This window comes from Acinetobacter sp. SAAs474, assembly GCF_032823475.1.
Classification (GTDB): Bacteria; Pseudomonadota; Gammaproteobacteria; order Pseudomonadales; family Moraxellaceae; genus Acinetobacter.
Genome location: NZ_CP127915.1, coordinates 1,850,217 through 1,871,152, shown reverse-complemented (window position 1 = coordinate 1,871,152; position 20,936 = coordinate 1,850,217). Strand labels below are relative to the sequence as shown.

Genomic DNA, 20,936 nt, shown 5'->3' with positions numbered 1-20,936 from the left:
AATTTCCTCTTACTAAGGTAGTAGGCCTCTTATATCAACTTCTAATGTATTAGCAATTTCATATAGTTTTTCGACTGTGATATTTACTTCACCTCGTTCAATTCGTCCAAGATAACTGCGATCAATACCACATTGAAGTGCGAGGGACTCTTGTGTGATTTTTAGTTCTTTTCTTCGATTGCGGATTAAATGGCCAATTTTGATAGATAATTCTGTCATTTGAAACTAACTGCTCAAAAAACAGAAATATCACCAATTGAGGACTATATATCCACGGACTATAATCCTCTTTTAATTTTTTAATGAAAATTTATATGTTTGACTTTTATCTACCACTTGAGAAGTACTTCGTAAAAATATTACTAGAAAATAAAATTCAAAACTGGGAAGCAAAGTTATTTTGGTTAAATATTGAACATCTAAATCAGATCGTAGATAAGGGTTTAAGGCAGAAAATGTACAATGGATTAAGGGTTTTAACAACGAATGGTTTTTTAAGCGCTGAACACTCTAGATATAATGATAGGGTATTTTTATATAGTGAGACTATAAAACTATATAAGTTTCGGGAACAAGTTTTAGCTAAAAACGGCTTTGTTGCACAAAGATTTAAAAGACAGCACTCTGCTCATTTAAAGAAAACTCAAGAGACAACTTGGGTATGAGGACGACCTAATTCGGTAAATTTATTCAATACGGCTATGCGTGCATGGATCTCATTTACTTGACTAGAAAAACTCCTTGCCGTTAATTTATCACCTGAGATACCGTCTTGGTAGTCAATCAGGTTTTGAGATTATTCGACCACTAAATAATCTCTTTGATAGGCAGTCTGATGTTTTAAAACGCCATAACACAGATGTATAAGCTTGCGCATTGCAGCACCTAAAGCACACATTTTATTTTTACCCTGGCTTAATAATCGTTGATATAAAGCTTCAATGTGTGGATTATATTTAATCGCTGTTAATGCCGACATATACAATACTGAGCGTATTTTACTGTCACCTGCTTTTGATAAGTGACTTTGCTTGTTGACTGAACTGCCAGACAACTGATGTACTGGAACCAAACCTACATATGCAGCAGCTTGACTTGCTTTTTCAAACTTGTGCGAATGAAATAACCCCAACAGTAATAAGCCTGATCGTTCACCGATTGAAGGAATAGTTTGCAGTAATTTCAAATCCTGTTTCAATGTTGGATCTTGATCTATGTGATTATTTATTAACTTATCAATATGTTCAAGTTGCTGATTTAAATACTCAATATTCTCTTCAAATAATTTAATCACAACAACGGAGGTATGAGTGGACTGCGCCTTTTCAAGTCGATTCTTTTCCTGCAATAGACTACCTAGATAGACATCTCGTCTGCCTAGTAAAGCTTTTAATAATCTGACATTTTCAGGTTCAGGCTGCCATATGATTAACTTTGCGGTGTAACCATAACGTGAAAGAGCTTCACTATCAGCTTTATCCGTTTTATTTAGCATGGACATGCCTTTGGCAAAGGCTCTTACTCGTGAAGGATTAGCCACACAAACCTTTACACCTGCATCATATAGATAATATCCCAAATTCTCATGATAAACCGAAGTCGCTTCCATGATTGCTGTCACTTGATCAGGTTCAATTTTAAGAGTGATGAGCCATTTGAGCAGACTGCCAAAGCCACTTTCTGTATTAGTAAATATTTTATTTTTTCTTTTTCCAGTCAAACCTTGAGGGAAAATGCAACAATCTATTTTGGTTTTACTGACATCAATACCTAGCATAATCATAGTGATATTCCTTGAGTTTAAGCTATGATTTTTATCCCATTAACCATCATCTTACCTTGTGAATACAGCATCAAAGTGCTTAGTTACCGTTCAGAGTTGTATGAGGGATAAGGGCAAATTGTAGGTTTTATCTCAGGTTCAAATTTAAGATTTTAGCAGCACTCCAAACTCTACAATTTGCGTATAGTGGTAGCTAATCACTATATCAATCAAGATACAAGCAGCACTCCAAACTCTACAATTTGCGTATAGTGGTAGCTAATCACTATATCAATCAATGAATAGCCACCAAAATTCTAGACACACATAACCATCTTTTGATGGGCCTTTTCATAATCTAATGGAGAACGTTGACCATTGGAACCATGTCTGCGTTTTGAATTATAGAACATCTCTATATATTCAAAGATATCGGATCTTGCTTCAGTTCTAGTTACATAGATTTTCTTTTTAATTCGTTCCCGCTTTAATAGCTGGAAGAAGCTTTCTGCAACAGCATTGTCATGGCAATTACCTCTACGACTCATACTACTTTCAAGATTATGATGCTTGAGAAATGTCTGCCATTCATGGCTGGTATATTGGCTACCTTGATCAGAATGAATTAGGACTTTGTTCTTTGGATTTCTTCGCCACAAAGCCATCAATAACGCATCTAAAACCAAATCTGTCGTGATTCTGGATTTCATAGACCAACCAACAACAAGACGTGAAAATAGATCAATCACAACTGCAAGATACAACCACCCTTCATGTGTACGGATATAGGTAATGTCCGTCACCCATAATTGGTTCGGCTGAGTTGGATTAAACTGTCGATTTAAGCTGTTTGCGGCAATGACCGCTGGAGTACCAGCGTGAGCTCTAGGTTTACGATAACCACGCTGTGATTTAAGACCATCTGCTTTCATCAGTCGATGTACTCGATTGATCCCGCAACTTTCGCCAACATCTTTCAAATCATAGTGAATCTTGCGATAGCCATAGACTCCGCCAGATTCCAGCCAGAATTGTTTAATCAGTTCTGAAAGCTGTTGCCGTTTCCTTGCAGTTTCACTAGTGGGTTGCTTTAACCATGCGTAATAACCACTGTGGTGAACATCTAATGTTGAACATAAACGACGAACAGGCCATATGTGCTGATTGTCCTGAATAAAGGCGTACCTCATTTGGACTGGCTTGCGAAGTACACCGCGGCCTTTTTTAATATGTCCCTTTCTTCAGTAACCCGTTGCAGCTCTTTTTTTAACTTTGCTAATTCTGCACTTGGATCATTAGACTCTATCGTCTTGGGCTGCTGTGGATCATAACGTTTAATCCAAGCATACAAACTATGGGTGGTGGTTCCTAAACGCGTAGCAACCTCGGCCACACTATGACCTTTCTCAGTGACCTGTTTTACTGCTTCAATTTTGAATTCTTCAGGATATCGTTTACTGCTCATAAGCACCTCGTTAATTAGCCATTTTATCTAACTAAAAGGTGTCTACAAAATCGGTGGCTATTCACAAGATACAAGCAGCTTGGGCTTCATTAATACTTAAAAAATCCCTAAAAAGTTGGGAGCCATTTAGCTCCCAATTTCATCATTTAATGTTCATTACTAAAAATGTGGTCCATCGTCTCTTTCAATATACGTACTATCAATATGATCCTTTTGAGTATTCATAAAATCATTATCAAGCTGACTCATCATTTGAGCTTGCTCTACTGACTCTACACTCACATTTGTTTTCCCCTGCACAATATGAGCTCTAAATTCTTGAACTAATTTAGCTACTTTCAACTGAGCATCTTCATAAAAGATTAGTGAAGTTTTAGATAACGTTTCTGATTCGATTTGTTCTATATGCGTTTCAACGGTCATTGCAAACTGTTTTAGCACATCTAAATCACTTCCTATATAGATCTTTTTATTGAGCTGGTGCTTGAGTGATTCTACGCATCGCTCAAGATGAAATTCATAACCATTAAGCCACAAATCTGGATCATCATTAACAGTATCAGATGAATTAAAATCTTGTAAAAAGACTTCTGCGCGACTAGCAAGACGTTTAACTTCAGTTAAATCCAGTTCCGGTAATGCTTTCCCCACATTGACTAAAGCATCTGTGATTGTATGCTGTATCCTATTTTTAGCTGACTGCTGTTGTATTAGCTCTATTTCTTGTTTAAATCGTTGAACGTTTTCAGTACGTTGCCTACGCTCAGTTCGCTGTCTTGCAATGTTGACCAGTCGATCGACTCCAATTGCTTCAGCCCTTTCAGATATGGTCTTAAAACGCCATCTATTTCCTCCTGAATCAGGGGCCTCAGATATGAGACTTTTAATAATATCTTGAAATGTGTTTCTAATTCTGTCTTTAGTGTCTCTAAATACTCGATGAGCTCTTTCAATGAAATCTCTTTTTGCAGTTCCTCTTGATATAACTTGATGATTTTGTCTTGCTCGATTGACTTCGAGTTCATATCTTTCAACTTCTTGCTCAAAAGCAAGTTTTCTTTCCTCATGAGCTCTTGTTCTTGCTTCTGTTGCATCTCTGACTGCTTGAGTGAGTTGATATAACTCTGTTGTGCTGCAATCACCTGTTTGTGTTGATCGATTTCGTCTTTGAGTACGCTCACCAAGTTCTTCAATTCGCTGATCACAGTGTTCTGCTGTGCTAACAATTGATTTTTCTGTGCTTGCAACGGTGTATCTCTCATACTTAACTCCTATCATTGATTTAGATGCTTGATAATTTAAAGAATGTTGGATTTGGTCAATTTCCCAAAAAATTTGCGGGGTCTTTGCAATTGAGTAGTTATTCGCTTTAACTGCTTTATTTGGCCCAAAATCTGTTTTTGGAGCTTTCAGTTCCACTTCATAGAGGTTTGGGCTAGAAGTTGATGGTGGCTCAGAAACAAGTTCTTCACCTAGCTTAAACATGCTATTGATTTCATCAGACACACTCATTCCATCCAATTGTGCTAATAAGCTGTGGCTTTGCTTGGTTGGCTCGACATCTCTCTTGTGAAGATCATGAGTCTGAGAAGTCTGTTCATGATTAATTTCAGGTGAAGGAATCAACTTTCTGATCATTGAATTTATATAAATATCTTCATTTACTAAGTCATGATCGATGGTTCGATGTTTTGACTTTTTGGGCTGATAATATTTTTTGTTGTATTCAGCACGTTTTGCTCTGACACGATGCATTTCTTTAAAGCTCTCGTCCATCTTCTTGAAGCGCTCTTCATGCGTCATAAGCTCTTGTGCGCTTGCAATATTATTTTGCAAAGCTCTTCTTTGCTTAAGTTGATAGTCTAAAAATGAAAAATCTGCGCCATAAAATTTTCCTTTGAGTCGATCTGTAGCAATTTCATGCTTAAGAGAAATATAGTTCGCACTTAGTCGAGTGATATTGCCTAACTGTTTTAAACACTCAACTAATTCATGACGATTGTTAATTTTCTGCAACGTAATCTGTTGATGAATAAATTGATCCACTAATTCAACTCGCTCAGCCTTTGTCCACTTTTGGTCTGTTTTTCCATCTAAATTTGCTTTGATATCTTCTACACTGTGTAAATGGACATGCTGATTCAGCTCGTTCGAATCCAAACCTTTAACGTCGTCAGGTCTAGACCAGCTGTATTTATAGTTAAAGTAATCTCGTAGTGGATCAAAATAGTGTCTGTGCCCAGGTGGGGCAACATTAAATGATTTTCCAGTTCTCAGTTCAACGCGAGGTATTAATATATGTAAATGTCTTGAACCATCTTCCTCACTATGCATGACGACCGTCATGTGATACTGATCAGGCTCAAGCCCTGCCCCAATGTGCTGTTGAAATTCAGATACTACTTCACTGATATGCTCATCGGTCACGAGATCTTTCGGTGACCACGCAATTACAACAGATGTATAGCAATATTTAAAAGACACACTCTCTGCAAGCGCAGAAAAGGTAAAAGGATCACCAGCTAAAATCTCTACATCAGCTCGCCTATCACCGTTATGATCTAGCTCACCAATCAAATATGAAACTGCCAGCTTCGGATCTCCAGTGCCGACCGGTAAAAATTTGATAATCATGATGTATGCTCAACTTTTTCTATTGAGCCTTGTACTTTTGAACTGTTATACGCTACGCGTTTTTCTGAAATCGTATATTGAGGGATTTCAGGTAAATATTTATGAATTTGCAGCTGAATATCTGCCAAAACATCAAGACAATCTATAAAAGAAAACTGCTGCATAACATCGGGTTGATACTTACAAATAATATTGAGCGAACGTGTAATTTGATTCACGTTGTGCCCAATACCTCCTAATTTTTTTAATAGCTGAGGATCAACCTCTGGAGCTGGACGACCAGTAATATTAAATTTTTCCCGTCTCCTCTGTCGAACTGGCAAATCGACATGACTATTGCTGACCTCCGTTTCAACAAAAGTCTCATTTTCACTACACAACCAACCTCGACGATCTAACTCAATCTTAATTAGATAATGCATGAAATCAGTAAATGTAAACTTATTCTTTTCAAGATAGCTGTCTAACCGTTTTGCCTGCTCATCAGTTAAACGAAACCGTTTTGTAATATCGCGTTTTGATTTTTTCATCATCCACCTCATATGAATTGAAGTTTTTTTGGGGTCTTAGGGGGTCGCCCCTAACAAGCCCTGTTGCGTACCAAATAATGAATTCGCAGAATTCGTTGTTTGTAGCTACAGGTAGGCTTGCTTGACTTCGTCCAAATTCGAAGAGGGCCTCCCCTCACACTTTTGATGATAAACAAATGCGAAAAAACAGATCTTCAACCGTCCTGTTTCATTGAATTTTTATTAAAAATGCTTTGAGCTAACTCAGAAAATCGAAGAGTAAAAATAGATAAGATTGATACGAATCGAGCTAAATAGATGTATTAATTGTTTTTAAGTCTAAAAATAAGAGGACACATAAGACAATTTCTCTTGCTTCACCTTTTATTCGTCAAAAGCATTAAAAAGTGATATTAAGAATAAAATAGCTCTATTAAAAAGCGCCTCAAACCCAATAGAAAATAAATAAAGTATTGTTTTTATAAATTTTAATTTATGTCATGTAACATCGTATTTTCTGCCGTGTAACGCACAAAATTTTGCTGTGTAACGCAATTAAAAAAATCAAGAAAATGGATGAAACGGACAATTTTTTGCTGTGTAACGTACAGTTTTGAACTGTGTCACATTTTTTTAAAGTTCCTCAATACAGGTGAGTAAATTATAGGTTTTACCTATTTATTAATAAGCTCTTAGCATTCTAATAGCCAAGTGAATTTAGCCTGATTTCTTTATCGGTTCTATAAAGAGTAATAGCGGAGCTCATGCAATTAAAATAGTTAAGTGGATGATCAAGCTTCCTTTCAACATAAATAAACATCAATCTGATAGTTCTCATTAGCTTCATAAACATTGTTTAGGACATAAGTCCCCCTTCCGATCAATTTCATTCATTCTCATAATTAGAACTGGCATATAAAAAAATAAACCGATTTTTTGATGTTTTAAACGAAATGAAATTTAAAAAAATTTCATATGCTATGTTCTTCCTATCAGAAGATATATCTATAGGTATATCTAAAATACAAAAATTGTTATAGGACCTGTAAAATTAATGAAAAAAAGATTGGATCGTATTGCTCGCATGTCAGAAGAGCAACGTTTGAGCTCAATTCATCAATTTTGGAATCTTCCTGAAGATGCTGTATTCTCACCAGAAGTCGTAGCTTTGGTATGTGATCTATCACTGTCTTGGCTTCAAGCTAAAAGATGTAAAGGCGATGGCATTCCCTTTATTAAAGTGGGGCCAAGAAAAGTGGGATATATAAAAAGAGATGTCATAGAATTTTTAGGTAAAAATAGGTATTTGAATACCTGTAATTCCAATTAACGCGCAACTTTTAAAAGGCCACAAAGGCCTTTTTTTATTCCATATAATGTATACCCAGTGTATACCTTTGTTATAAAAATACCTCTTAAATTCCATGTATACCCAGTGTATACTGCAAGAATGTTGTTTAAAGTTGCTACTTGTTTTTTGGTAGACTTTAAACAAAAATATGTATGAAAATTAATTTGTTATGGGATTTTTTTTGTTTCCAAATACACCTTAATGTTGCTTAATTCATGCAACCAGCTTTGAACTCTTCGGGTTCAAGGGTAATGACATGCAGCGGCATCTCCGGAGTACTTTATTTATTATAAAAACAATAATTTATAAACATTCTAATATAAATATCCCATAGATCATTTACCTCACTTTTTAATAAATAGACCATTAATAGATCCCCATACATGATATAACATCACGATGTATTATCGATGTTTTTGTTCTATCAAATTAGCATCTGCTGAGATCATTTTGACCCACTTTACTCAAGCCGGTTCCGTCGCCACGCTAAACATACTGCGGTAGTATCAAATGATCAATTACGTATAAAACCAATGGAATTGTCACCACTGCGAAGACACTGCTAAGCATGACTGAGGTCACTGCTTTTTCTGGATGTAAACCCAAAGCGCTGGAAATAATCACCACATTTGCGGCCATCGGTGTTGCCGCCATTAAACCTATCACTTGTAAGGTTTTTAAATCCACAGGAATGATAAAAATAAATACCATAACCGCCATAATAGGATACAGCACATGTTTCCAAAAAATAGAGGTGATGGCATAGCGCCAGTCGATGTCTATTTGAGAAAATTGAGCCAGCGTAATCCCAATCGTCATCATCCCTAATACACTGTATGCACCTTTAAAATTATCTAAAAAAGAAAGTAAAATATCACTTAAGCTAAAATCAAAATATTTAAATAGTATGCCCAATAATGCAGCATAAAGTATGGGCATCTTAATGACTTTTTTTAAACTTTCCCGATAACCCATAGCGCCTTTTGCAGTTAAAAAATAACCAACACTAAATTCATAACAATTCACCCCAATAATAATAAAAATAGCAATCGCAATTTGCTGTTGGTTAAAAATAGCTAAGGCCAAAGGTAAAGCAAAATATCCTGTATTGCCTGTACCTGCTGCAAAGGCAAAAAGATGAATATGATTATCTTGCCAAAATAACCGTGCAAATAACAAACCCAAACATGCCATTATGCAAGCTATTATAAAAGCAGCTAAAGCATAAATTAAATAATATCCATTGGCAGGTGACTGGACGATTGAGTAAAAAATAACAAAAGGAGAAATAACATAAATTAATAGCGAAGCTAAACTCTTGCCATCTAGTTGAAATCTTTTTCCAACTCCCCAACCAATACCAGAAATAAATAATAATAAAAATGATCTAAGTAAAATACTACTAAACATATGATGCTCAATATTGTTTTTATAATTTAAAATTTAGTACACATTGATAAAAATCATTCAATAAATCGGTCTAAATTAAGTCGAGTTAAACTCGGAATAATAGATGAACCATAACAACGCTGTAACCAACGTTTTCCTTTAATCTCGCCTCTTCCATGCAAATATCTTAAATTATTTAATATCAGTAAATTTCCAGGTTTCCAATTTTTTATAATAAAATGACAATCCATGATTTTTTTTAGTTCTTGCAAAGCAATTTTAGCATCGTCATCTATAGGCTGTATCTGGTGAAATGCCATTTTCATTTCATAATAGCCATTAACTAAATCAATGACAGAACTTCTATTTGCATTATGTTTTACTTTAAATGTTTCGGGGGCCAAATGTATAAATCTAGCTTCAGATAAAATAGCTTTATTTTTATCCGATATTTTTTGAATAATATCATCAACTTTTATAAGCTTTGTATCCGTATTTAACTCATCAATTAAACATAATAAGACTAATATATGAGGTCTTATATATCTGTCTAAGTAAGCACCATCCGTATGAAAATCAAATTCTTGTATCCCTTCACTCGAAATTTTTTGATTATTATCATAGTGTGTAGGTGTAATTTCATGAATAAATACACCTTGTTTTTCTTCTAAATAAGAAAAAGGATGAAAGCCTAATGCTTTGGTTATTCCTAATAATACAAGCTCTGAAATATAACCTTTTGCATAGGGCCTTTCAGCATTTGATGGTGGTGAATATATATCTGAATCAATAGGAACATTATATAGTTCTAAAAATCCAGCACCATATTTAATTTCATCAGAGAGTGTACTTAAACTTAAATATTTTTTAGCCAATTGAGCACTAAGATTCAGCGCATCATTTGTAATAATCTGATTTTTAATATTTATTTTTATTAATTCTAACTTCCATTGCTTAGACATTAAATCTGATACAACAATATGCATTTATCTAGACCTTTATTGATAGAGATAAAGCCTACATGAATTAAGATTAACTTAATTCATAATTAACATTGAATAAACAAAATTACACGCTGGCTAAACATCTTTATAGCGTTAAAAAATTAAAATATATCGCCATAAAAACCAATCACTGATTGATTATCATTAAAAAAATAAACTATAAATACAATATGATAAGCTGCCTATAATGGCAGTGAACGATGCGAGAGCTAAAGTTGGGGCTAAACAATGTTTCTAAGCTGCCTATGTGGCAGTGAACAATATCCTGACTTATGTAATCCAAATTCTGGTTTTCTAAGCTGCCTATGTGGCAGTGAACACTGTCTAAAATTCATCACGATGCCGTCTTTATTTCTAAGCTGCCTATGTGGCAGTGAACATTAGCTGGTGTATTTCGTGCAATCAGTTTCTTTTCTAAGCTGCCTATGAGGCAGTGAACGCTGTACCTCTGAAGGAGGACAAGCACAACGTGCGTTTCTAAGCTGCCTATGAGGCAGTGAACAGAAGAACTTAAACTCGATTATGAGCGAAAAATTTTCTAAGCTGCCTATGAGGCAGTGAACACAATTGACGACCAACGCTGAATACGTTCTGTTTTCTAAGCTGCCTATGAGGCAGTGAACTCTGATTTTTCCCACCTGTCAAATCTAAAGGCTTTCTAAGCTGCCTATGAGGCAGTGAACAACGTGATGCTGCGATGCTGATATTTGGGATGTTTCTAAGCTGCCTATGAGGCAGTGAACCAGAAGGTAGTAATGTAAAGCTGTCGGATGGTTTTCTAAGCTGCCTATGAGGCAGTGAACTATCCTTTTTTGAGAAAGAAGCAAAACTGAAATTTCTAAGCTGCCTATGAGGCAGTGAACCAACTTCATCTTTGGTACGCATGATTGACTGATTTCTAAGCTGCCTATGAGGCAGTGAACTGATCGAGCAGAGCGTGATTTACATCGGTCACTTTCTAAGCTGCCTATGAGGCAGTGAACCCGTGCGAATCACATCCATACTTGACTAAAAATTTCTAAGCTGCCTATGAGGCAGTGAACCTGATTCATGATGCGATCTATCTAATTGTTAATTTCTAAGCTGCCTATGAGGCAGTGAACCACATCGTCTTCTATGACGCATAGATTTTTACTTTCTAAGCTGCCTATGTGGCAGTGAACAACTTTATATAACATTAGAATCAGCTAGTCGTTTTCTAAGCTGCCTATGTGGCAGTGAACCAAAAGTCACATCAAAAGTACGCTTACCATACTTTCTAAGCTGCCTATGAGGCAGTGAACGTATTAATAATTTGAATATCATTATAAATATCTTTCTAAGCTGCCTATGAGGCAGTGAACTGGCAAAGTTTTGATCACCAGATCCTTGAAGTTTTCTAAGCTGCCTATGAGGCAGTGAACCAAGCGTAAACCCGCATGATCCGTCATCCCAATTTCTAAGCTGCCTATGAGGCAGTGAACGTATTAATAATTTGAATATCATTATAAATATCTTTCTAAGCTGCCTATGAGGCAGTGAACCTCTACTAGGTGCATCTTTCCCTGCACACAGATTTCTAAGCTGCCTATGAGGCAGTGAACATCAATCTATTGCTTGTAGAAATGGGCCTAGATTTCTAAGCTGCCTATGCGGCAGTGAACCACTCTCTATAGTTCAAGATTGGATTGCATCATTTCTAAGCTGCCTATGAGGCAGTGAACACAAGAAACATAGTAAGTATGTCAGGCGGTAATTTCTAAGCTGCCTATGAGGCAGTGAACTGGCAAAGTTTTGATCACCAGATCCTTGAAGTTTTCTAAGCTGCCTATGAGGCAGTGAACCAAGCGTAAACCCGCATGATCCGTCATCCCAATTTCTAAGCTGCCTATGAGGCAGTGAACATCATGGTTGTAAAGTTGCCGTGTTTATCAATTTTCTAAGCTGCCTATGAGGCAGTGAACGGGCAGGCATCGGCCATTTCTTTTCATCAACATTTCTAAGCTGCCTATGAGGCAGTGAACTAGTGAAATCCACTGATCCATCAATTGTTGGTTTTCTAAGCTGCCTATGAGGCAGTGAACTTGTTGTTAAGTCAACCGATCCATCTGTTGTTTTTCTAAGCTGCCTATGAGGCAGTGAACGCGTACGCTGGGCCGTTGTACCCTTTTGCAAATTTCTAAGCTGCCTATGAGGCAGTGAACAATGCATACAGGACAGGATATGGAAGCGACACTTTCTAAGCTGCCTATGAGGCAGTGAACGGATTTAATGCGTCTAATTCTTTCTTTTACATTTTCTAAGCTGCACCTATGCTCGGTAAATTTTTGTAAGATTTGTTGACGGAATTCTTGCTCAGTCATTTTTTCTTTAGCACAAATAAAGGCATAGGGTAAAACCACGGCATCTTTAATTAGGTCCGCTACATCAAATACCAAAGCACCACGACGTGTTTTGCCATGCATCACAGCAAAACCATGCGGGATACCAAGTACCCAAAGTGTGGTTGCAGCGAGTCCATAGGCAAGATAATTGCCGTGATTTAAAAAGTCATTAGCCAAATCACCTTGTTCTGGGTTACGGCTAAAATCTTTAAGCGCTGTATGGGTTGCAGCAATTTTATAAAGCTGTTTTGTCATTACTGCTTCTGCAAGTAATAAATCTCCGACTTTAGTGAAGTGAGAAATCTTTTTTGCAAATCCATCTAAAGCATGATGTATATCCAAATCATCTATATAAAAACCATATGCTTTTAAATCCCGATCTTTACTCCAAACTTTTTCAATAAACTCAATTCTGGCAAGCTGAAATTGTTTGGCAACCGCTAAACGCTGTTGTTCATCAAACCAAAATTGCATCCAGCCTTGCATATATTCTGTTGGCCGATATTCACTTTGTGGTGTCATCCATTCAATTTCACAGCCCATAAATAATGGCGTGCCACCACCGCCACAAAAACCAACCAATACACCTGCACTGGCCAGCATACGCATAGCGGCTTGGGTAATTGAAGTTCCTGTACCAAGCATAATTACTGTGGTATTAGCAATCGGAATATTCCAATATTGATTTTCATTTTTTGCTTCGGTTAGATATAAAACACGACCATCTTTTTGCATCACTCTAGCATGCTCAAGATAATAAATATTGGCACGTTTAGAATGTAAAATGGCTTTTAAGTCTGAAGGATTAAGTTGTTCCATATATTATTTTATGATCGTTATATTTTCTTTTAATGTACCGAATCATCACATTTAAAGCGATAAAAAATTTATTTAAAATACAAAATGTTTCACATAATATATCTGAAAGCTTAACGCAGATAAATCAGCTCAACAATCAAGTGTACTGCAACTGCAATTTTCACTCGATTGTTGATCGATTCACTCATGATCATCAATAAATCAAAGCTATTTACGATGATCCTCATCACAGTGCTAAAGTTTTTAAAATCACGTGATAAAATTCAATAATCATTCAACTATTTCTAAATGTTAAACCATCTTTGCTTGATTTTAGCCAAACAGATGATCGTAATCATTCTAATAGGCACTGTCGATTATTCATTTCTCAATTATTTTATATTTTTTGCAACTAAATTCTGAAAGTATGCAATACCATGTTCTGAAATTCCTGAGCGTTGTTGATCCGTCATAATACGTCCTTGTCCACGATAACCACGTGACTTCAGACCACGTTGTACACTCTCAACCAAATTTAAGTCTTCTGGGCGAAATACCGTCCGGTACCATTCAATTAACTCTTTTTGTGCTTGCGTTAACTCTTCATTTAAAAAATAAATTTCATAGTTTTGCAATGTTGTTTCTTCATCGACAGGTAATTCATAAATAACGGTCATAAAATCACCGCCTGGCGGTACATTAAACATGGTACATGGCCAAACCCAAAATCCGCTAAATGACGGATCTTTAATCGCTGGATCTAATTTAAATGATTTTTCTGAAGAGCGTGCATAACCAAATTGAAGTGTCCAATTTTCATAAAATGTATGCCAGTATTTATCCACTTGTACTGAATCTGAAAATCCAGGATGTGCTGGGCCACAGTGATAACACTCCATATAATTATCAACAATCACTTTCCAATTTGCGGGTGTTTCTGTTACAAAACGTGCCGCTATTTTTAAATCTTTTACGATGGGGCAAGCTTGATGCAACTTGTCTGCAAAACCCGGTAACTGATCAGCAACACACGTTGCTTCAGGATCCATGTTTATAAAAATAAATCCAGCATGCTCTTCAACTTTTAAGCTGACCAAATTAGAGTTTTCTTTATCAAAATTTGCTACATGCTCACAATTGCGCGCAAGTGCCAAAGAGCCATCCAATTTAAAAGTCCATGCATGATAAGGACATGTAATGACATTTTTGGCCTTGCCTGAACCAGCAAGTAATTCATGACCACGATGCGGACAAACATTATAAAATGCACGTAAAATTTCATCACGCCCCCGAATAATAATGATATTTTCGCCAATTACTTTTCGAGTAATATAATCATTCGGTTTGGCAACTTCGCTGCCATGCCCTACGCAAATCCAGCTTTTCGTAAAAATAGTATTTTTTTCGCGCTCAAAAACACCTTTTGACGTATAAAATGCTTGAGGAAAAGTATAGGCTTCTGCTTCATTTTGACAAAAGTCATCCGGCAGTACTTCAATTTTATCAGTATCTTGAACATTAATATTTGCATTCATATTATAAACTCCATTTATATGTTTTAAATCGTTCAATTTAACTCAACAGCATGTTTTGAATTGATTGTTTGATCTTTTGATATAGGTATTGTGCTTCTTCACTCTGGTGAAATACTTTTAAGCCACCATGCAGTAATCCTTGTGCAATATATAAGGTGGTATTTACACCTGCTTGATCTAGTTTTGCGGCAAAAATCTGCCCTTCGTGACATAAGGGATCATATTCAGCAACAGCAATAAAACTTGGTGGCATGTTTGCTAGATCAGTCGCCACGAGCGGTGCTAATCTCACATCAAGATCATCATTTGGATGTGGTGCATATTGATTGTAAAAATATTCAATATCCTGTAGTGAAAGCAAAGGGGCATCTGCATATTAAAGATTTTGATCCCGATGCCGATTGGTGCATAATACAGGGTAAATCAAAACCAAACCTTGCGCTTGAATATCCATATGTTGTAACTGTATCGCAAGTGCTGCAGCCAAATTTCCGCCTGCACTATCTCCAGCAACAATAATCTTTGATGGATCTATATACCAACTTGTCGCTTGTGCTTTTAGCCATAAATAAACGGCTTCACTATCTAGGTATGCAGCGGGAAATCGATGTTCTGGTGCCAGACGATAATCAACACTCAGTACTGCGACATTTAAATCTTCACACATACTTCTTAGCAAAAACTCATGAGAATCTAAACCACCCAACATCCAGCCACCACCATGTAAATACATGACACATGGCCAGCCATGTTGTGGTCTTGTAGACGATTTTGGATAATAAATTCGTATAGGAATAGCCACTGTGCTTGTAATCACCACATGATCAACAATTTCAATATTTTCATTACGCTCTGGCGTATACAATACACAAAGCTGATCATATGCTGCACGTATTGAATCCATTTCGCTATCTGCTGCAACATATACACTATGCCAATACACAAACTGTTGCATTGCTTCACTCAGTTGATATTTTTGCTGATCAAACTGTATCGTCATATTGAGTCCCTCTTATAAATACCATTTTTATCCACCAAGTTAAGCCGCGATACTTGAGGTGTATTCAAAGGGGGATCTATATCGACATGAACGAGAGATGAATCAGATGCGACTTCTGTATTTTGTTGCTCAATAATATGTGCAGGAATCTTTGAATAATCTTCAATAAGCCATTTTACAAAGCCATAAGTTTGAATCAAAATAATGACAATAAAAGGCAATGCCGTCACAATGGTTGCCGTTTTCATGGTTTCCAAAGGTGCTTTTGAAAAGATCATGGCAATTGGGACTAAAGTCAACATAATGCACCAAAATAAACGCGCATTCGGGGAAGGATCTTTACCCTCTTCCAAGCCACGAGTACATGTTGCTGTTACCGCATAACCAACAGCATCCATATGTGCTGCTAAAAATACCACCATGATGATTAAAAAAGCCCACATCACCCATTGACCAGCAGGTAATTGACTTAATAATTGGCCAATTGCAACTTCACCACCTTGTTGACTTAATATTTGTGGAACATCAACCAGTCCATGTATAAAACTATAAACACTATAGCTTTCAAAGGCACCATATACACACCAGATGCCAAAACTGCCGCCTAAAATCATGGCCAGAATGACTTCCTTAATGGTTCGACCTTTGGATACACGTGTGACAAATAATGCAACACCTGGTGCATAAGAAATCCACCATAGCCAATAAAATACTGTCCATTCTCGTGTAAATTTGCCATCGCCCATTGGATCGGTAAATAAACTCATTTCAAGAAAATTAGAGCCCATTAGACCTAAGCTCATGATTGAATTATTGGCAATAAAAGTAGTTGGTCCTAAGAAAAGTACATATGCAGCAAGTGCAACAACACCAATACAAACAATATGACTAAGACGCTGCATTCCTTTATCCATACCTACATATGAACTCAATGCAAATAGCACAGCAACAGATAAAATCACCACAACCTTTGTGGTAAATGAATCCGGAATACCCGTCAATATTGATAAAATTTTTGTAAATGTTACCGCAGTCAATACCAGTGAAATCGTCAGTGCACCAAACATACACAGTAAAAATAAAACATCAACAAAACGTCCCACTGGCCCTGTTGCCTTAAATCCAGTAATCGCTTCAATAATTGATGCTAAACTCAATCCCTTATTTTTTCTAACATGATAACTATAACAAAGCGATATCGCAGCTAAAGCATAGATAGACCATGCACTGACGCCATTATGAAAAAATGAGTATGCAACACTAAATTTTAGTGCTTCAGCAGATGATGGTGCTAAACTTAGACCCGGTGTTTGATAATAATATGCCCAATCTAGAAATCCCCAATATAAACATGAAGAACCAAATCCAGATAAAATAAACATAAAAATCCATGACGGTGTACTATATTCTGGTTTTCCCTCACCGAGCTTAATCTTGCCATATTTGCTAAATGCAATTGTTAAAGTAAATATGATAGATAGCAAAGTAAATAATAGTACTGGTGTAGTAAAAACTTGAGTCACCCACTCCATTAACTTTGCAGCAAATTCAATCGATGCCGCTGGATAAATTGCTAATCCAGCGACCATAAGAAATACAAACGCCAAACTACTGATTGCCAGTACTTTATCGGTATATATTTTTGTTGTTGTGTTTTCCATGTCCATAAATCCATTTTGATGAAATAACCTTCAACCAACAGGCATTCCATGCTTTTAATCAATGATGCAAGGGCATCTCCCATTTTATAACACTTAATATTTCCTCTAGTTTTGGTCTTAAATTCAGCTAGACCTGATATCAAAAACAGTACCATCACGATCAAGCAATATTCAGCTCAATCTATTCAGTGTATCTACGAGTATTAAACAACAATTTTCAGACATGACGATCCTATGAGTCATAACAAACCCATCCGATTCAATAGATTTTAAAAATTAAATTCCCATGTCATTCAAATATAAAAAACCTTTATATACAAATACATAATGTATTTATATATCTATACAGCATTCTATAATTAATATGATTAGCCATAGAAGGAATTGATGTCTACCAATGAGATTAGACACCTCATCATGTTATATTTGTGCTTCATGCTGTTCCATCAGCAGCACGATTTTACTGTTGACACAGCATGCTTTTTAAACAGAATTTGATCAAGCAATAAACCATCAAGATAATAGACACAGATCGTGAATAATCAAATAAATAGATGCTAAAGCAAATCGTTTGATGATCTTAAGCATAAGATCATCAAGTAAAAAGTAGATGGCAAAGATGGCAAAGATGACAAAGATGACAAAGATGACAAAGATGACAAAGATGACAAAGATGACAAAGATGACAAAGATGACAAAGATGACAAAGATGACAAAGATGACAAAGATGACAAAGATGACAAAGATGACAAAGATGCTATTACACTGGTTGTGATCAAGGCGTAATAGCATCAAGATTTCAAAAAATCCGTGAGATTTTATGCTGTATTGCAAGACAGTCAAATAAAATGATATTTGTAGTCAGATTAAGGATTTTGTTTCCAGTATTTTAATTTTGAAGTATGGCCAATACCAACATTAAAACTATTGGTTGGATCAAGTTTCTGATAAAAATGGGCCAGTGATGGTTTAGCAATATAGAGATGTCCAACATTATGTTCTGCTGGATATTCTGCTCGACGTGCATCTAATAATTTCCACATTTGATGCTCCATTTTTAAAGGATCAACACCTTTTTTAACAATATAATCTTGATGAAACACATGACAGAAGAAATGACCATAATAAAGTTTATGTAAAATCTGGCTTTCCATTTCTGCTGGTAATTGCTCCACCCAATCACGGTCATTACGACGTAATGCAATATCTAATGCCACAATATCTTCAACGTCATGACGATGAGTATCACGATAACGAATTGCTGCCCCTGCTATAGCAAAACGATGTAAAAAAGCTTTACGGCCCTCTTCTTCATCACAGGCAAAATAATCACCTTCAGCATGATTGGCAAAATATTGCTGTAAAAATTGTTCAGTCTGTAATTGACTGTTTTTTTCTACACGTAAAATTAAATGATGTTCATATTGATCACGAAATGCAGTCATACGCGGCGGTAAATGACTAGGTAGAAAAAAGGTCAACATTTGCAATATCTTATCTGTTAAGCCTTTGATTTTAAATTTCTCTAAAAAGCCATCTACTCGATCTTTATACGCAAAAGCTTTGGGTACATTACTGGTCCCAAATTTTTCTATAAATAAAAATGTATCCTTACCATATTTTTCACCAATCTTATATGCATCGCGATGAATATACTCACCCGCAATCGGTAAACTGGGTAGCGAGGTCAGTAAATAACGTCGAATCTCTGTCAAATCTTTTGCATCATTACTCCCGATATAGAAAACATTACTCTCTACTTTTTCAAAAGTATCCAGACGTACTGCAAAAATACAGATTTTACCTGCTGATCCAGATGCTTCAAACAAACGTGAAGGATCCGCATTAAAACGCGCTGGGCTGTCTTCATCGACTTGTCTAACATCATGAGCATAACGATTATCTGAAGCATGTTTATCTGGATCAGATTCAATATCAGTATCTTGATAATCGCCTTTTTCAAGACGAGTTAAAATTTCTTCAGGGTGATGACCTAAATCAATCCCTAAATGATTGATCAGTTGTAACTCTCCCTGTTGATCCACCTGTGCATACAAGGCCAATTCGGTATAAGCTGGACCACGTCTCACCAGTGCGCCACCAGAATTATTACAAACACCACCTAAAACAGATGCACCAATACACGATGAACCAATTACTGAATGCGGTTCACGATGATAAGGTTTTAAAGATTGTTCTAAATAATCGAGCGTAGCACCGGGCAGACAAATGACCTGATGCCCATTCTGAATGACCTGAATACCTTTTAAACGCAATGTACTGATAATGATTACTGGACGATCATAATCATCACCATAAGGTGTTGATCCCCCTGTTAAACCGGTATTAGCGGCTTGCATAATAACTATACAATCTGTTTTGATCGCAACTTGTAAAACTTGCCATTGTTCTAACAATGTACCGGGACAAACAACAGCAAAAACATCACCATCACCAAAACGTCGTCCTTGTCGATATTGGCGCGTCTGCTGATCATCAGTAAAAACATGTGACTTTCCCACAATTTTACGTAATTGATCTAAACATTGCATAAAAAAACGATCGCAACTGAACTTTGACATACCAAAAATCCATATATTTATAAAATGATCTTTCAATTTTATTAACTGTATGAATTTGGCAATCTTTTAGCAAGTCACAATCAATTATTATGATTTCTTTAGCGAAAAAAGCATATATCAATAATGATCTTACTCTCTGTAGTTTGCATCATGACGCGATTGAATCGGTATCAAAAGTAAATCCAGTAAATGTACAATAAAAATAAGAGCAAAAATCAACCAATTATTTTACCATTCGGTATAATTAAAAGCTTAAATAACTAAAATAATAATTAAAAAACAAATATTTAATATACAATCATTTTAGTTGGTATTTTAAAATAAAATTTTCACTATAACTTTAATTTTTAAAAAAATAGTGCATAATAATCACAAATAATAATAAAAAAGAATATATCAATAAAAAAAAACTCATCAATAACAACTAAAAAATTCAGCGCGATAAGAACAAAAAAAACCTACATACTTTGGGAGGGTATGTAGGTTTTTTTAAATTACCCCAAAATAAGACTGGGTAAAAAAATTCAGCGTATTGAATATATTTAATGATCATATCTCATCATATGATATTTTTCCACCTTAAATAAGGTTTTTTGATCAAGCTTTGGTTTAATTTATTTTTGAGCAAACATCGCTGGTATCACACAGATCAAATTTTCCGCTATAGCCAAGCTAAAATGAGGGATCATTAGCGAGATCGTAATCTTTAAGTCATGCCCCCACATTTTAATCGTCACTCATATAATGGGGTTTATCTATTTCGATTAATTCATCTATCTTATTTTCATCGATATATTGTCAATCAAATACAAATCAAACTCACCACCATTATTAATTAAATTTAAATAAAATATTCTACTGATTCTATAGGTAAATTTATGAT

Annotated in this window: 12 protein-coding genes, 3 pseudogenes and 1 CRISPR repeat array; of the genes and pseudogenes, 2 read left to right on the top strand and 13 right to left on the bottom strand. The window is 35.8% G+C overall.

Features of this window, described 5'->3' with window-relative positions; translation table 11 throughout:
* Positions 1-12: 12 nt before the first annotated feature.
* Entirely contained in the window at positions 13-219 is a 207-nt protein-coding gene (locus QSG86_RS09655) for a helix-turn-helix transcriptional regulator (protein WP_317031290.1), read from the bottom strand.
* A gap of 95 nt (positions 220-314) precedes the next feature.
* On the opposite strand from QSG86_RS09655, the gene QSG86_RS09650 reads away from it, so the two are divergent.
* Complete coding sequence (locus QSG86_RS09650) at positions 315-665, top strand: hypothetical protein (RefSeq protein ID WP_317031289.1); 351 nt, start codon at positions 315-317, stop codon at positions 663-665.
* Here the strand turns inward: QSG86_RS09650 and QSG86_RS09645 are convergent.
* From QSG86_RS09645 to mobC, 5 genes and pseudogenes are all read right to left on the bottom strand, one after another.
* Positions 644-760: pseudogene (locus QSG86_RS09645) on the bottom strand (IS5/IS1182 family transposase); the annotation flags it as partial. The gene QSG86_RS09650 and the pseudogene QSG86_RS09645 overlap by 22 nt on opposite strands.
* Positions 761-796: 36 nt before the next feature.
* Positions 797-1,783: an IS110 family transposase gene (locus QSG86_RS09640; RefSeq protein WP_317030947.1), complete on the bottom strand. Its 987-nt coding sequence runs from the start codon at positions 1,781-1,783 to the stop codon at positions 797-799.
* 296 nt (positions 1,784-2,079) lie between these two features.
* Positions 2,080-3,227, bottom strand: a protein-coding gene (locus QSG86_RS09635) for an IS3 family transposase (protein ID WP_317030298.1) whose coding sequence is annotated in 2 segments (ribosomal slippage) — positions 2,080-2,981 and positions 2,981-3,227 — 1,149 coding nt in all. Because the reading frame shifts where the segments join, the coding sequence is not laid out codon by codon here.
* Between the two features lie 159 nt (positions 3,228-3,386).
* Entirely contained in the window at positions 3,387-5,861 is a 2,475-nt protein-coding gene (locus QSG86_RS09630) for a relaxase/mobilization nuclease domain-containing protein (protein ID WP_317031288.1), read from the bottom strand.
* Positions 5,858-6,391 (bottom strand): plasmid mobilization relaxosome protein MobC, encoded by a 534-nt coding sequence (mobC, locus tag QSG86_RS09625; protein WP_317033346.1) that lies wholly within the window; start codon positions 6,389-6,391, stop codon positions 5,858-5,860. The genes QSG86_RS09630 and mobC overlap by 4 nt, the downstream gene beginning before the upstream one ends.
* Before the next feature lie 1,033 nt (positions 6,392-7,424).
* On the opposite strand from mobC, the gene QSG86_RS09620 reads away from it, so the two are divergent.
* Positions 7,425-7,700, top strand: coding sequence for a hypothetical protein (locus QSG86_RS09620; RefSeq protein WP_062034426.1), 276 nt, complete (start codon positions 7,425-7,427; stop codon positions 7,698-7,700).
* A gap of 507 nt (positions 7,701-8,207) precedes the next feature.
* Here the strand turns inward: QSG86_RS09620 and QSG86_RS09615 are convergent.
* The 7 genes and pseudogenes from QSG86_RS09615 to dld all read right to left on the bottom strand — a co-directional run bounded on the left by QSG86_RS09615 (position 8,208) and on the right by dld (position 20,023).
* Positions 8,208-9,131, bottom strand: a complete 924-nt coding sequence (locus tag QSG86_RS09615) for an AEC family transporter (RefSeq protein ID WP_317031286.1) — start codon at positions 9,129-9,131, stop codon at positions 8,208-8,210.
* Between the two features lie 53 nt (positions 9,132-9,184).
* Positions 9,185-10,096 carry a TauD/TfdA family dioxygenase gene (locus tag QSG86_RS09610; protein ID WP_317031285.1) on the bottom strand — a complete coding sequence of 304 codons (912 nt, stop codon included), beginning with the start codon at positions 10,094-10,096 and terminating at the stop codon, positions 9,185-9,187.
* Positions 10,097-10,345: 249 nt separating this feature from the next.
* Positions 10,346-12,357: a CRISPR direct-repeat array (repeat unit 28 nt; unit sequence TTTCTAAGCTGCCTATGAGGCAGTGAAC).
* Between the two features lie 42 nt (positions 12,358-12,399).
* Positions 12,400-13,296 (bottom strand): annotated as a pseudogene (gene cas1f / locus QSG86_RS16670) (type I-F CRISPR-associated endonuclease Cas1f); the annotation flags it as partial.
* 371 nt (positions 13,297-13,667) lie between these two features.
* Positions 13,668-14,810, bottom strand: a complete 1,143-nt coding sequence (cntA, locus tag QSG86_RS09605; RefSeq protein ID WP_317031284.1) for a carnitine monooxygenase subunit alpha — start codon at positions 14,808-14,810, stop codon at positions 13,668-13,670.
* 37 nt (positions 14,811-14,847) lie between these two features.
* Positions 14,848-15,810 (bottom strand): annotated as a pseudogene (locus tag QSG86_RS09600) (alpha/beta hydrolase).
* Positions 15,807-17,477, bottom strand: coding sequence for a BCCT family transporter (locus QSG86_RS09595; RefSeq protein WP_410487463.1), 1,671 nt, complete (start codon positions 17,475-17,477; stop codon positions 15,807-15,809). The pseudogene QSG86_RS09600 and the gene QSG86_RS09595 overlap by 4 nt, the downstream one beginning before the upstream one ends.
* A gap of 860 nt (positions 17,478-18,337) precedes the next feature.
* The gene (gene dld / locus QSG86_RS09590; RefSeq protein WP_317032725.1) at positions 18,338-20,023 is read right to left on the bottom strand and encodes a D-lactate dehydrogenase; all 1,686 of its coding nucleotides are present in this window, start codon (positions 20,021-20,023) and stop codon (positions 18,338-18,340) included.
* Between the last annotated feature and the right edge of the window lie 913 nt (positions 20,024-20,936).

Coding starts and splice junctions, on each gene's coding strand:
- QSG86_RS09655 (WP_317031290.1), bottom strand. CDS start 219: ATGACAGAATTATCTATCAAAATTGGCCATTTAATCCGCAATCGAAGA.
- QSG86_RS09650 (WP_317031289.1), top strand. CDS start 315: ATGTTTGACTTTTATCTACCACTTGAGAAGTACTTCGTAAAAATATTA.
- QSG86_RS09640 (WP_317030947.1), bottom strand. CDS start 1,783: ATGATTATGCTAGGTATTGATGTCAGTAAAACCAAAATAGATTGTTGC.
- QSG86_RS09630 (WP_317031288.1), bottom strand. CDS start 5,861: ATGATTATCAAATTTTTACCGGTCGGCACTGGAGATCCGAAGCTGGCA.
- mobC (WP_317033346.1), bottom strand. CDS start 6,391: ATGAAAAAATCAAAACGCGATATTACAAAACGGTTTCGTTTAACTGAT.
- QSG86_RS09620 (WP_062034426.1), top strand. CDS start 7,425: ATGAAAAAAAGATTGGATCGTATTGCTCGCATGTCAGAAGAGCAACGT.
- QSG86_RS09615 (WP_317031286.1), bottom strand. CDS start 9,131: ATGTTTAGTAGTATTTTACTTAGATCATTTTTATTATTATTTATTTCT.
- QSG86_RS09610 (WP_317031285.1), bottom strand. CDS start 10,096: ATGCATATTGTTGTATCAGATTTAATGTCTAAGCAATGGAAGTTAGAA.
- cntA (WP_317031284.1), bottom strand. CDS start 14,810: ATGAATGCAAATATTAATGTTCAAGATACTGATAAAATTGAAGTACTG.
- QSG86_RS09595 (WP_410487463.1), bottom strand. CDS start 17,477: ATGGACATGGAAAACACAACAACAAAAATATATACCGATAAAGTACTG.
- dld (WP_317032725.1), bottom strand. CDS start 20,023: ATGCAATGTTTAGATCAATTACGTAAAATTGTGGGAAAGTCACATGTT.